The sequence below is a fragment of the Streptomyces sp. JH34 genome (genome assembly GCF_029428875.1).
In the GTDB taxonomy this organism is placed as follows: domain Bacteria; phylum Actinomycetota; class Actinomycetes; order Streptomycetales; family Streptomycetaceae; genus Streptomyces.
Genome location: NZ_JAJSOO010000001.1, coordinates 6586689 through 6600017, shown reverse-complemented (window position 1 = coordinate 6600017; position 13329 = coordinate 6586689). Strand labels below are relative to the sequence as shown.

The window sequence follows — 13329 nt, the reverse complement described above, 5'->3', positions numbered from 1 at the left end:
GGAGGGCCCGCCCTCCTCGAAGTACGCCCGTGCAGAGTTTCGTTACTCATGACGACCGACCGGCTCCACCGCTCTGGTCATTAATTATGAATACATCTTGACAGGGCATCGGCCCGCGCCGACGATGAACCCACTTCACCGAGCCGCGCCCGCAGGAGCCCCCTGTCATGTTGTCGTTGCGTGTACACAAGCCGGCCGCACCGGTCTCCGGGCACCTCCCGATGGGAAGTGCCCCCGGGACCGCGCCCGGTGTGTCGGTGGACAGCCGCCGGGTGCTCCGCGGCGGCGAGGCGTGGATCCCCGTCATGGGAGAGTTCCACTTCAGCCGGTACCCGGACGCCGAATGGCGCGAGGAACTGCTCAAGATGCGCGCGGGCGGCATCGACCTGGTGGCGACGTATCTCTTCTGGAACCAGCACGAGGACAGGCGCGGCGTCCTGCGCTTCGAGGGCGGCCTCGACCTGCGCCGTTTCGTCGGGCTGTGCGCGGAGCTCGGCCTGGCCGTTGCGGTGCGCATCGGCCCGTGGTCGCACGGCGAGTGCCGCAACGGCGGCTTCCCCGACTGGCTCGCGGACACCGGCTGCGCACCGCGTACCGACGACCCGGACTATCTGGCGCTCCTGGAGCCCTACTTCGCCCGGATCTCGCACGAACTGCGCGGCCTCGCCCACGACGAGGGCGGACCGGTCGTCGCCGTCCAGATCGAGAACGAACTGTACGACCGACCCGGACATCTCGCGACGCTGCGGCGCATGGCGGAGGACGCCGGCATCCGGGTGCCGCTGTGGACCGCGACCGGCTGGGGCGCCGCCCGGATTCCCGAGGACGTGCTGCTGCCGCTGTACGGCGGCTATCCGGAGGCGTTCTGGGAGGACGCGCACGAGGGCTGGGCCCGGGGCATGCGCCGCCATTACTTCTTCACGTCCATCCGCGACGACCACGCCATCGGGGCGGACCTCAGGAACTCCGCGCCCTCGGGCTCAGGCCCGGACGACCGCCGCCACCCGTACGCGACCTGCGAACTGGGCGGGGGCATGGCCATCGCCTACCACCGCCGTCCTCTCGTGCCCGCGGAGGACATCACCGCGCTGGCGCTGGCGAAACTCGGCAGCGGCTCCGTGTGGCAGGGCTACTACCTGTACCACGGCTGCTCCCAGCGTCTGGACCTCACGGTTCCCAACCAGGAGTCCCACGCGACGGGTTACCCCAACGACCTGCCCAGGGTGTCCTACGACTTCCAGGCTCCGCTGGGCGAGTACGGGCAGGTGCGGCCGTCGTTCCACCGGCTGCGGCTCCAGCACCTCTTCCTGCGGGACTCCGGGGCCGAGCTGGCCGGGATGCCGCTCGCAGCGCCCGATGCCGGACCCGAGGGGCTCGACGACCGGACCACGCTGCGCTGGGCCGTCCGGTCCGACGGCGAACGGGGTTTCCTGTTCGTCAACAACCACCAGCCCCACGAGCCGTTGCCACGGCACGAGGAGGTGCGGTTCCGTGTCCGGCTGCACGGCGGACGCGACGTCGTCCTCCCGGATCAGCCGGTGACCATCCCCTCCGGGGCGCACTTCGTCTGGCCGGTCGGCTACGACCTGGGGGGCGGTGTACGGCTGGACTGGGCGACGGCCCAGCCCGTCACCCGGCTCCACGCCGGCGGCGTCCCCCTGACCGTGCTCGCCGCCACGGACGGTATCGCCGTGCGGCTCGCCCTCCCCGCCGGGCTGCGGGTCGAAGGCCCGGCCGAAGTGACGGCGGGTCCGGACACCACCCTGGTATCCGTGCCGGAGCCGGGCACGGACGCGGTGCTGACCGTCCACGGGCCGGCCGGCCCGGTGCACGTACTCGTGCTCGACGAGGCCGGCGCCCGGTCCGTGAACCGGGTGCGCGTCTGGGGCGAGGACCGGCTCGTGCTGTGCGACGAACTCGTCCTGGCCGACGGCCCCGAACTGCGCCTGCACACCGCACGCCCGACGGCTTCCTTCGCCCTGCTGCCCGCACCGGCGGCACTGTCCGGCCCCGGGATCGGTTCTCCCGCTGCCGACGGCGCCTTCACCCGGTGGACGCTCGGTCTCCCGCGGGAGACGTACGAGCCCGTGGTGACCTGCGTGCGGGCCGGGGCCGGTACCCCGCCCGCCAGGACCGGCGGCTCCCACCACCGCGCCTCCGCCCCGCGGGACGAGGACTTCGAATCGGCTTCGGTGTACCGGATCTCCGTGCCACGGGAAGTGTTCTCGGGCGGGGGCGAGGTACTGCTGCGCCTCTCCTTCACGGGCGATGCCGCCCGCGCGTACATCGACGGCCGGCTCGTCGCCGACCACTTCTGGTACGGCCCCGAGTGGGAGATCGGACTGCGACGGTTCGCCGCGGAGGCCGTCGAGCACGGCGTGGAGATCCGCCTGCTGCCCCTGGCACCCGGCGGCGAGGTGTACGTCGACGCCTCGGCCCGCGAGGGTCTCGACGCGGCCCTCGGGTCGACCGCGCTGCACTCGGCCCGGCTGGTACCCGTCCACCGGGCGTCCGTCCGTCGCGCCGGGGCCGGCCGTGGGTGAGCTCGGCCTCTCCGCCGGCTCCTCGAGCGCCGGTCCCGACGGCCGGCCCCGCGCTCAGTCCCCGTGCGTGGCTGCCGCGCCGGTCACGGTCTCCGCGTCGGCGCAGGCCTTGTCGAGGAGCGCCGTCATGGCGGCGTGCGCCCCTTCCGGGTCACCGGCCCGGACGGCGTCCAGAACCGCCCGGTGACTGGGCACCGGATCGTCGTCCTGGCGGTGCGTGTGCACCAGACGGTCGCGCTCCCGGAGCCCGGGCTCCAGCAGCAGGTCGAACCGGGCCAGGAGGTCGTTCCCCGTCGCCCGGAAGAGCGCGCGGTGGAAGGCGGCGTCCGCGGCGGCCGCCCCCTCGGCGTCACCCCGTGTCCGGCCCATCGCGGCCAGGGCCTCCTCGAGGGCGAGAAGGTCCCGTTCGCCCCTGCGCGCGGCGGCGTGCCGGGCCACCGCCGGCTCGATGACGGCGCGTACCTCGGCGAGGTCACCGAGCAGCTTCGCACCGTGGCCGCCCGCCACCCGCCACCGGATCACGTCGGCGTCGAGGAAGTTCCACTCCCCGTCGGGCTGGACGAAGGTGCCGCGCTTCTGGCGGGAGTCGATGAGCCCCTTGCCCGCGAGGACCTTCAGCGACTCCCTCATCACGGTGAGGCTGATGTCCATCTCCTCCGCGACGGACCGTACGTCGATGGTTTCGCCCTGCCCGATCCGTCCGGAGACGATCCGGAACCCCAGGGCCTCCACGACCTGACCGTGGATGCCCCTGCCGACGTAGGCCGCCATGGCCCGCCTCCTCGTCCTGGTGAAGCCGCACGGGCGGGTGCGCGGCGCGTCGTGGGGACCGCCACGCCCTGCCGGAACCGGCCCCGGGTGCCCGGCTCCCCGGGACCCGGGGAGCGCTGTGCGAAGCGACACCATTGAAGCACCAGGATATTTCTTATTTAATATCCGTGCTGGTGTTCCAACTGCCCTGGCCGCACCGGGATCAGCGGATCGCGGTGCCCGGTGCGGCGGCGAGCAGGCCGAGTTCGTCGCGGCGCGGCAGCCCTTCCCAGTCGCCGTCCGAGGCGACGGCGAACGCTCCGAGCGTGTTCGCGCGGGCGAGCCGCCCGGCCGGCGGGAGCCCGTCGAGCAGACCGGACAGGTAGCCGGCGCAGAAGGCGTCCCCGGCTCCCACCGTGTCACGCACGGGGACGCGCAGAGCGGGTACGGAATGCCGGACGCCCTGCCGGTCGCGGAACGCGGCACCCTCTCCCCCGCGTTTGACGACCACCTCGCGCACCCCGGCCTCCAGGAGCGCGTCCACGGCTCGCGCCTCCCCGCCGGGTGAGTCGGTGAACGCACCGGTGGCGACGGGGAGTTCGTCCTCCGACGCGATCAGGGCGGTGACGTGCGGCAGCAGCGGCCGAAGCGCCCTGCCCGCCTCCTCCGCCGTCCAGAGCCGCTGCCGGTGGTTCACGTCGAGGGCGACAGTCCAGCCGCGGGCGTGGGCGTGGGCGGCTGCCACGCGCACTGCCTCCAGGGGGCCGGCGCCGAGCGCGCAGGTGATGCCGGTCAGGTGGAGCACCCTGGCGCCGTCGCCGAGGGCGGGCTCGATGTCCGCGGGGGTGAGCAGCGAGGCCGCGGAGCCGCTGCGCCAGTAGTGGACCCGCACGAGGTCCGCGACACGCCGCTCACGGAGCATCGCGCCGGTGGGGGCGGTGGCATGGGTGGCGGCGCGGGCGATGTCGACGCCTTCCCCGCGGAGGGTGCGCAGGGCGAGGCGGCCGGGTTCGTCGTCGCCGACGAGTCCGGCCCAGGCGGCTCGGTGCCCCAGCCGGGCGACGCCGATGGCGACGTTCGACTCCGCGCCGGCGACGGTGGTGCGGGCCTGGGCTCCGACCGCCAGGGAACCGGGGAGTTGGGCGGCGAGCATGGTCTCACCGAACGTCAGGACGTCGACGGGGCCGGACGTCCGTCCCCGGGCGGCGTTCAGGCTTCCTCCCCGGTGCCGGCGGAGCACAGCGCGACGAAGCGGCGGGCGCGTTCGCGGAGGGCGGCCAGGTCTCCCCCGTGCGCGGCGTCGCCGACGAGCGGCGAGCCGACACCCACCGCGACCGCTCCGTGAGCGAGGTACTGCTCGGCCCCGGCCAGATCGACTCCGCCGACGGGCACGATCGGCATGTCCGGGAACGGGTCCCGCAGGGCCTTGAGGTAGGCGGGTCCGCCCAGCGAGGCGGGGAACAGCTTGACGGCGTCGGCGCCCGCGCGGCGGGCGGCGACGGCCTCCGTCGGAGTGAGGGCGCCGGCCAGGACGGGCAGCCCGGCCCGTACCGATGCGGCCAGGGACGCGGTGAGCGCGGGGGTGACCATCCAGCCGGCCCCGGCCTCCTGGGCGCGGGTGACGTCGTCCTCGGTCAGCACGGTGCCCGCGCCGACGACGGTTCCGGGGCCCACCTCGGCCGCGGCCCGGCGTATGACCCCGAGGGCGTCGGTGGTGTTGAGGGAGACCTCGACGAGGGCCACACCCTCCTCCGCGAGGGTCAGGACGGTGCGGAGCGCGGCGTCGGGGTCCGAGCCGCGCACGATGGCGGCGAGGCGGGTGCGCCGGAGCACACCGGCGAAGGTGTCATTGCTCAGAGGGTGCAGGGGGTGCATGTGATTCACGTCCAGAGGTATTGCTCAGCGGCTCGGTCACGCCACCGGCCGGGGCCGGGGCGAGGTCGGGATCACCATTCGGCGAAGGATCCGTCGGTGTGGCGCCAGATCGGGTTGTGCCAGTCCTCGACGGTGTCGTCGGCGGCGCGTACCGCTCGTTCGTCCACGTCGATGCCGAGGCCGGGTGCCGTGCTCCGCAGGAAGTGTCCTTCGTGGAAGTCCAGCGGTGCCGGATCGGCCAGGTAGTCCAGCGGTCCGGCGCCGACGTTGTAGTGGATGCCGATGCTCTGTTCCTGGATCAGGAAGTTCGGGGTACTGAAGGCGACCTGGAGGCTGGCCGCGAGCGAGACGGGTCCCAGCGGGCAGTGCGGCGCGAGGAGTACGCCGAAGGTCTCGGCGAGCGCGGCGATCCGGCGGACCTCGGATATGCCTCCCGCGTGGGAGAGGTCGGGCTGGACGACCGCCACTCCGGCCATGAGGGCGGGGAGCACGTCGGTGCGGGAGAAGAGCCGCTCCCCCGTGGCCAGTGGGACGGGCGATCCCGCGACCAGGTCGCGCAGCCGATGGGTGTACTCGGGGAGGACCGGCTCCTCGACGAACAGCGGGTTGTACGGGGCGAGGTGCGGCAGGATCTTGGCGGCGTTGGCGGCGGTGAACCGGCCGTGGAAGTCCACGGCGAAGTCCCTGTCGTCGCCGAGTGCCTCCCGTGCGGCGGCTGCGCGGGAGACGACCTCGTCGATGTCCCGGGTGGTCGCCAGCCGGTTCATCCGCCCGGAGGCGTTCATCTTCACGGCGGTGAATCCCGCCTCGACCTGCTCCCGCACGGCTTCGGCGATCTGCGTGGGCTCGTCCCCGCCGACCCAGGTGTAGGCCCGTACGCGGTCGCGTACCGGCCCGCCGAGCAACTGGTGCACCGGGGCGCCGTACACCTTGCCGGTGATGTCCCACAGCGCCTGGTCGAGTCCGGCCACCGCGCTGGAGAGGACCGGTCCGCCGCGGTAGAACGACCCCTTGGTCATGGTCTGCCAGTGGTCCTCGATCCGCAGCGGGTCCTGCCCGACGAGGAGTTCGGAGAGTTCCCGCACGGCGGCGCGGACCGTGGCGGCCCGGCCCTCGACCACCGGCTCGCCCCAGCCGACGACACCGTCGTCCGTCTCAACCCGGCACAACAGCCAACGGGGCGGCACCGCGAAGGTCTCGATACGGCTGATCTTCATGTCTCTCCTTGGAACGGCCGGCGGCGGACGGACCGGCCGCTCGCCGGGCACGGGAAGGCTCGGTGGAGGGCGCGGGTCAGGAGGAGGTCTTGTAGGCGCTCCACCCTCCGTCGACGACCAGTGAGGCGCCCGTGACGAAGGAGGCGTCCTCACTCAGGAGGAAGGCGGTCGCGCCGGCGACCTCCTCGGGCCGTCCGAGCCGCCCGGCCACGGTCTGCTCGGCGCTGCTGCGCCGGTCCGCCTCCCCGATCCCGTCCCACGCGCGGGTGAGCACGGGCCCGGGCAGCAGGGCGTTGACGCGTACGTCGGGCCCGTACTCGACGGCGAGTTGCCGGGCCAGTCCGGTCAGTCCGGCCTTCGCCGAGGCATAGGCGGGGCGGCCGGGCAGCCCGACGAGGGCGTGGACCGAGGAGATGAGGACGGCACTGCCGCGGGTCTCGCGAAGGTCGTCCAGGCAGGCACGGAAGCCGAGGAACGCTCCGGTGAGGGTGACGTCCAGCTGCTGGTTCCACTGGGCGAGCGTGGTGTCGTGGGCGGGAGCGACGCGTACGGCGTAGGCGTTGGAGACCAGCGCGGTGACGGGCCCGAACGCTCCGTGCACGGCGTCCATCGCCGAGGCCCAGGACTCCTCGTCGGCGACATCGGTGCGATGGAAGAGTGCCTCGCCCCCGGAGTCCCGGATCGCCCGGGCGGTGCGCCCGCCCTCCGCCGAGTCGATGTCGGCGACCAGGACACGGGCCCCCTCGTCCGCGAGGCGCCGGGCGATGGCCGCGCCGATGCCCCCTGCCGCTCCCGTGACCACGACGGCGCGACCGCCGAAGCGGCCGGCGCCGCCGGACGTCTGCGGACCTGTGGGCTGCATGGGCGGCTCCGGTGCTGCGGCCTGACGGCATGCGGACGGTCTTCGGGTACCTGGGGACACCCGACGGGGTTATTAAATATGAATTATTGACGCCCGCCAAGGGGGCCCGGGGCGCCAAGGAGAGCCGGACCGGGCCGCCGCGCGCGAAACGGCACGGCCGCACCCCTCGCCAGGGGTGCGGCCGTGCCGTGTGCTGCCGGTGCTCAGTAGGCGGAGTCAACGTTGTCGATGGAGCCGTACCTGTCGGCGGCGTAGTTGGCGGCCGCGGTGATGTTGGCGACCGGGTCGGTGAGGCTCTTGGCGGTACCGTCCACGTGGTACGCCTCGAAGGTCGGCTGGATCACCTGCAGCAGACCCTTGGAGGGCGTGCCGTTCTGCGCGTTGACGTCCCAGCCGTTCGCCGCGTGGGGGTCGCCGCCGGACTCGCGCATGATGTTGCGGTGCAGCCCTTCGTAGGTGCCGGGGATCCCCTCGGTCTTCATGATCTTGAGGGCCTTACGGATCCAGCGGTCCAGGTCGTCCGAGTCGGTGGCCTTGCTCACCTTGCTCGCCTTGTGCGCGTTCTCCGCCATGGCGTGCGCCTGCGCGGAGATCCCGGTCGCCGAGACAGCGGCGGCGGACGTGGCCACACCGTGCGAGGCCGGCTCGGCGGCCTGCGCGGGGGACGGGGCAAGAGTCAGGGCCGCTGCTGCGGCCCCGGCGGCACACAGTCCGGAAACGGAGATCCTGCGGATCCGGGCGGTGCGGGCGGCGGGGGTCAGGGACCGGGTGGACGTACGGATGGAAGCTCTCCTTGCGTCGGGGTCAGGGATGCCACGGAGCTGCGGGGCGGACGTGCGCGGGAGTCCGTACGAACGGAACACACGGCGCATCCGGCCGGCCCGGAGCGTCAGCTCCCGTGGGCTCGATCCATGGTTAGCGGCACACCGGGTCGGGGGCAACGACCGGCATTACTACGCTCGTCCGTAGAACGGGACGAAGCGGCCGCTCGAGGCGCCCCGATGCCGCCGCGCCCGGCCCATCGGCCTACTAACGCGCCTCGTATGTGACCTGCGACCTATGGGTGGGCTCACAATTTTCGCCCGGTGCGTCGGCGAGGCGTCGCAGCGAGGTTCCGGTCGCGCCGCGCCTCCGACTCCGGCTGTGTTCACGCGATCAGGGGGCGGTCGGTCCCCCGTCGGCCTGTCACGAGGTGGGCAGCCTGGGCACGCTCTCGATCAGGCGCCGGGTGTAGGGGTGCTCGGGTTCGCCGAGCACCTGGGAGGTGGCTCCCTGCTCGACCACCCGGCCGCGTTCCAGCACGGCGGTGCGCTCGCACAACGAGGCCACGACCGACAGGTCGTGGGAGACCATGACCAGCGTCAGTCCCCGTTCCTGCTTCAGTTCGGCCAGCAGGTCGACGACCTTCACCCGCGTGGTGACGTCCAGTGCGCTGACCGGTTCGTCGGCCAGGAGGACGCGTGGATCGCAGACCGTGGCGCGGGCGATGGCGATGCGCTGGCGCTGTCCGCCGGAGAACTCGTGCGGGTAGCGGTCGACGGCGTCCGCCTGGAGACCGACGCGTTCCAGCGCGGCGGCCACCTTGGGCGCAGCCGTGGAGCGGGTGTCGAGGCCGAGGGAGCGCAGGGGCTCCGCGACGATCGCGCCGACCCGGCGGCTGGGGTCGAGCGAGGAGTAGGGGTCCTGGAAGACGCACTGGACGCCGCGCCGGAAGCGGCGCATCTGCTCGCGGTCGCGCGGGTTCAGGGCGGCCCCGTCGAAGCGGACGGCACCGGCCGTGGGGCGGGCGAGGCCCAGCAGCAGCCGCAGCAGTGTCGTCTTGCCCGCGCCGGACTCGCCGACCAGCGCGAGGCTCTCGCCGGCCTCGACGGCGAGGGACACGTCCGAGACCACGTCGGCGGCGGTCCCCCGGTAGCGCACGGCGGCGTCCTTCAACTCCAGCACGGGCGTCATGGCGCGCTCCTCAGGTCCAGGGCGGACTCCAGTTTCCGGGCGCTGGCGACCAGGGTCCGGGTGTACTCCTCGCGCGGTGCGCGCACGATGTCGTGGACCGCGCCCTGCTCGACGGCACGTCCGTCCTTCATGACCAGCACCCGGTCGGTGACCCGGGACACGACGGCCAGGTCGTGGCTGACGAACAGCACGGCCATCTCCCGCTCCCGGACGAGGCCGTCGATCAGCTCCAGCATCTCGGCCTGCACCGACACGTCCAGTGCCGTGGTGGGCTCGTCGGCGACGAGCAGCTTCGGTTCGCAGGCCAGGGCCATCGCCAGCGCGACCCGCTGGCGTTGTCCGCCGGAGATCTCGTGGGCGAAGGCCCGGGCGATGCGGCCGGGTTCGGGGAGCCGTACCTGTTCGAGGGCGTCGTGCACAGCCGCGCGCAGGTCCTTGCCCTTGAGGCCGGTGCGCCGGGCGAGGGGCTCGGCGATCTGCCTGCCGAGGCGCATCAGCGGGTCCAGCGCGGTCAGCGGCTCCTGGAACACGACTGCGGCGTCGTGTCCGCGGACGGCGGTGAGGCTCTTCTCCGAGGCACCGACGGTCTGGGTCCCGGCGAGCTCCACACTGCCGGTCGAGGTCATGCCGTCGGGCAGCAGCCCGAGCACCGCGAGGGTGGTGAGGGACTTGCCGGAGCCGGACTCGCCGATGAGGCCGAGCCGTTCACCTCCCGCGACCGTGAACGACAGGCCGTCGACCAGGGTCCGTCCGTCGTCGGTCCGTACGGTCAGTCCGCGTACGTCGAGGAGAGTCACGCGCGCCTCCGCCGGGTGGCCGGGTCGAGGGTGTCACGCAGGCCGTCGGCGATGAGGTTCACGCCGATGACGAGCAGTACGAGCAGGATGCCGGGTGCGAGCGCACCGGCCGGAGCCGTGGTGAAGGTGGCCTGGGCCTCCTGGAGCATGCGGCCCCAGGAGGCGTTGGGCGGCGGTGCTCCGAGGCCGAGGTAGGACAGCCCGGCCTCGGCGAGCACGGCGAGGCCGAACTGCAGGGCGAGGTTCACCACGAGCGTCGGCCAGATGTTGGGCAGCACGTGGGAGAGGACCGTACGCGGCCAGGAGGTGCCGGAGGTACGGGCGGCGGTGATGTAGTCCTGTGCCAGCACCCGCTTGACCAGGATGCGCACCAGGCGCGCCACGACCGCGCTCTGCGCCAGGCCGATCGCCAGGACCGCCGAGCCGAGTGTCGCCGAGCGGGCGGCGACGATGAGCATCGCGAGCAGCAGGGTCGGGAAGGCGATCAGGATGTCGAGGAACGCCGAGAGCGTGTCGTCGATCCAGCCCTGGGCGTACGCGGCGAGCACGCCCAGGGTGATCCCGATGACGGCGGCGATGAGGACCGACCCGAGTCCCGCCTCGACGGCGATGCGGGAGCCGGTCATCACCTGGGTGAACAGGTCACGCCCGAGCTTGTCGGTGCCGAGGAGATGACCGTCGCCGGGTCCGGCGAGCCGTCCGCCGGAGGTGTCCTCGGCGTCGTAGGGCAGCCAGAGCAGCGACACCAGGGCCAGGAGCGCGATCAGCCCGGCGAGTACGCAGCCGACCACGAGGGTGACGGAGCGCCGGGAGCGCCGCTTCGTCGGGGCGAGCAGGTCCGTCCCGGTCATCGGGAACCTCCCGAGAGCCGGCCGCGCAGTCGCGGGTCGATGATCCGCTGGGCCAGGTCGGCGACGAAGCCGATCACCAGGACCGCGAGGGTGGACACGAACAGCACGCCCTGGATGACCGGGTAGTCGTGCTGCGCGATGCCGGTGGCGAGCATCGAGCCGAGGCCCGGCAGCGCGTACACCGACTCGACGACGACGGCCCCGAGCAGTGTCGAGGCGAGTTCGATGCCGAGGACGGAGATCACCGGCACGGAGGCGTTGCGCAGACCGTGCCGGCGCATGGCGCCGCCGAAGGAGGAGCCGAGGGCGCGTGCGGTCCGCAGGTAGTCGCTGCCGAGGACGTCGAGGGTGGCGGAGCGGACGTAGCGGATCAGGGACGCGCTCATCACGAGCGCGATGGTCACGACCGGCAGCACGAGGGAGCGGATCGCCTCGGCCGGTTCGGCCCAGCCGTCCTGCGGAAAACCTCCGGAGGGCAGCCAGCCGGCGTTGAGCGCGAACACCGCGATGAGGATCATGCCGAGCCAGAACACGGGTATCGCGATGCCCAGTTGGGAGACCCCGCTGAGCAGCGCGCCGTACCAGGTGTGCCGCTTGTACGCGGCCGTGAACCCGGCGGGGACGGCGACCAGGACGGCCAGGACGAACGCCGCCAGCGTGAGCGGCACGGTGACGTCCAGCCGGGCGGCGACCTCGGGGCCCACGGGCAGTGAGCTGACGAACGAGGTCCCGAGGTCGCCGCTCGCCAGCTGCCCGATCCAGTGGGTGAACTGTTCGGGCAGCGGGCGGTCGGAGCCGATGGCGCGGCGGGCCGCGGCTATCTGCTCGGGGCCGGCACCGACCGAGGTGAGCGCGTTGGCCGGGTCGCCCGGCAGCATGCGAAGCAGCACGAACAGCACCACGCTCGCCAGCGCCAGCGACACGGCGAGGAAGGCCAGCCGGCGCACCAGATAGCGCGCCATCAGCCCTTCTTCTTGATGTCGTAGGCGAAGAACTGGGAGTTCAGCCCGTTGAGGGGGTAGCCGGAGAGCTTGTTGTTCGCGACGACGATCTGCGGGTAGAGGTACAGCCAGTCGCTGGCCGCGTCCTCGGCGGTCTGCCGGTTGACCTTCTTCAGCAGCTCGGTCTGGTCGGCGGTGCTGGAGGCTTCCTCCGCCTGCTCGACCCACTGGGTGACCTGCGGGTTGTCGTAGCCCCAGTAGAAGTCGGGGTTGCCGTACCAGACCAGGTCGCGGTCGTTGACGTGCTCCTGGAGCGTGGCCGAGAAGTCGTGGTTCTTGTAGACCTTCGTGTACCACTCGTCAGGGGTGATCGTGTTGATCTTGACGGTGATGCCGACCTTGGCGAGCTGGGACTTGATGAAGGTCGCGGCCGTGGGGTGCGGGTCGTAGTTGGGGGTGTCGAGCGTGAAGCTGAAGCCCTTGGCGTAACCGGCCTCGGACAGCAGCTTCTTGGCCTTCGTCACGTCGTGGGCGTTGACGTCGGTCAGGTCCTCGTACCAGGGGTCGGTGGGCGGGACCATCGAGCCGATCTGCTTGCCGTAACCGCCCCAGACGGACTCCAGGAGCTTCTTGTCGTCGATGGCGGCGGACACGGCCTGGCGCACCTTGACGTCCGTGAAGGGCTTGGCCTTGTCGTTGAACGCCAGCAGCAGCTTGGTGGTGGAGTCGCCGTCGTTGACCTTGTAGGTGCCGTTGCTCTTGAACTGCTCCAGCGCGTCGGGCGACTGCTCGCTGGTGACGACGTCCACGGCGTTGGTCAGCAGGGCGTTGTTGAGCGCCGAGGCGTCCTTGTAGTAGTGGAAGACGACCTGCTTGTTGGCGGCGGCGTCCCCCCAGTAGCCCGCGAAACGGTTCAGGCTCAGCGCGGATCCGCGGGTCCACTTGTTCAGGGCGTACGGGCCGGTACCGTCCTCGGTCGTCTTCAGGTCCTTCGCCTGGGAGTTGATGATCCAGACGTAGGAGAGGTTGTAGACGAAGGAGATCGACTTCTTGGACAGCGTGATCTTCACGGTCCGCTTGTCGGGGGTGGCTATGTCCTTGACGACCTCGAGGTTGCTCTTGCGGGCCGACTGGGAGTCGTCGGCGAGGACCTTCTCCAGGCTGTACTTGACGTCCTCGCTGGTGAGTTCCTTGCCACTGTGGAACTTCACGCCGTCGCGCAGGGTGAAGGTGTAGGTGAGGCCGTCGGCGCTGGTCTCGTAGTCCTGGGCGAGGAGCTTCTCGACCTCGCCGTCGTCGGTGAGTCTGAACAGGCCCTCGTAGACGTTGCCGTTGAGGGCCTCGGTGACGCCCTGGCCGCCGCCCGCGGTGTTGTCGAGGTTCTGCGGCTCGTAGAGGGAGCCTATGTTGACGACCGCGTCCTTGTCCCAGGTGCCGCCCGAGGCGCTGGTGCCGCCGGAGCCGCCGCATGCGGTCAGGGCCAGGGCGAGAGCGGCGACGGTGGCGGTGCCGTACAGGACGTTCTTCTTGGTGCTCATGG

At 71.9% G+C, this 13329-nt stretch carries 12 protein-coding genes; 1 reads left to right on the top strand and 11 read right to left on the bottom strand.

What is annotated here, in order from left to right; genetic code table 11:
• The first annotated feature begins 167 nt into the window (after positions 1–167).
• Positions 168–2543 carry a beta-galactosidase gene (locus LWJ43_RS29745; RefSeq protein ID WP_277335263.1) on the top strand — a complete coding sequence of 792 codons (2376 nt, stop codon included), beginning with the start codon at positions 168–170 and terminating at the stop codon, positions 2541–2543.
• Positions 2544–2597: 54 nt separating this feature from the next.
• Here the strand turns inward: LWJ43_RS29745 and LWJ43_RS29740 are convergent, their stop codons facing one another.
• The 11 genes from LWJ43_RS29740 to LWJ43_RS29690 all read right to left on the bottom strand — a co-directional run bounded on the left by LWJ43_RS29740 (position 2598) and on the right by LWJ43_RS29690 (position 13327).
• Entirely contained in the window at positions 2598–3314 is a 717-nt protein-coding gene (locus tag LWJ43_RS29740; protein ID WP_277335262.1) for a FadR/GntR family transcriptional regulator, read from the bottom strand.
• A gap of 202 nt (positions 3315–3516) precedes the next feature.
• Positions 3517–4506 (bottom strand): sugar kinase, encoded by a 990-nt coding sequence (locus LWJ43_RS29735; protein ID WP_277336024.1) that lies wholly within the window; start codon positions 4504–4506, stop codon positions 3517–3519.
• A complete protein-coding gene (locus LWJ43_RS29730) occupies positions 4503–5168 on the bottom strand; it encodes a bifunctional 4-hydroxy-2-oxoglutarate aldolase/2-dehydro-3-deoxy-phosphogluconate aldolase (protein WP_277336023.1) in 666 nt (221 codons plus the stop codon). The genes LWJ43_RS29735 and LWJ43_RS29730 overlap by 4 nt, the downstream gene beginning before the upstream one ends.
• Positions 5169–5239: 71 nt before the next feature.
• The gene (gene dgoD / locus LWJ43_RS29725; RefSeq protein WP_277335261.1) at positions 5240–6385 is read right to left on the bottom strand and encodes a galactonate dehydratase; all 1146 of its coding nucleotides are present in this window, start codon (positions 6383–6385) and stop codon (positions 5240–5242) included.
• 76 nt (positions 6386–6461) lie between these two features.
• Positions 6462–7247, bottom strand: a complete 786-nt coding sequence (locus LWJ43_RS29720; RefSeq protein WP_277335260.1) for an SDR family NAD(P)-dependent oxidoreductase — start codon at positions 7245–7247, stop codon at positions 6462–6464.
• 203 nt (positions 7248–7450) lie between these two features.
• Complete coding sequence (locus LWJ43_RS29715) at positions 7451–8119, bottom strand: transglycosylase SLT domain-containing protein (protein ID WP_277335259.1); 669 nt, start codon at positions 8117–8119, stop codon at positions 7451–7453.
• A gap of 313 nt (positions 8120–8432) precedes the next feature.
• Positions 8433–9200 carry an ABC transporter ATP-binding protein gene (locus LWJ43_RS29710; protein WP_277335258.1) on the bottom strand — a complete coding sequence of 256 codons (768 nt, stop codon included), beginning with the start codon at positions 9198–9200 and terminating at the stop codon, positions 8433–8435.
• The gene (locus tag LWJ43_RS29705; protein ID WP_277335257.1) at positions 9197–9997 is read right to left on the bottom strand and encodes an ATP-binding cassette domain-containing protein; all 801 of its coding nucleotides are present in this window, start codon (positions 9995–9997) and stop codon (positions 9197–9199) included. Before LWJ43_RS29705 ends, LWJ43_RS29710 begins: the two co-directional genes overlap by 4 nt.
• Positions 9994–10848 carry an ABC transporter permease gene (locus LWJ43_RS29700; RefSeq protein ID WP_277335256.1) on the bottom strand — a complete coding sequence of 285 codons (855 nt, stop codon included), beginning with the start codon at positions 10846–10848 and terminating at the stop codon, positions 9994–9996. Before LWJ43_RS29700 ends, LWJ43_RS29705 begins: the two co-directional genes overlap by 4 nt.
• Positions 10845–11810 (bottom strand): ABC transporter permease, encoded by a 966-nt coding sequence (locus LWJ43_RS29695; RefSeq protein ID WP_277335255.1) that lies wholly within the window; start codon positions 11808–11810, stop codon positions 10845–10847. Before LWJ43_RS29695 ends, LWJ43_RS29700 begins: the two co-directional genes overlap by 4 nt.
• Complete coding sequence (locus LWJ43_RS29690) at positions 11810–13327, bottom strand: ABC transporter substrate-binding protein (protein WP_277335254.1); 1518 nt, start codon at positions 13325–13327, stop codon at positions 11810–11812. Before LWJ43_RS29690 ends, LWJ43_RS29695 begins: the two co-directional genes overlap by 1 nt.
• Positions 13328–13329 lie beyond the last annotated feature (2 nt).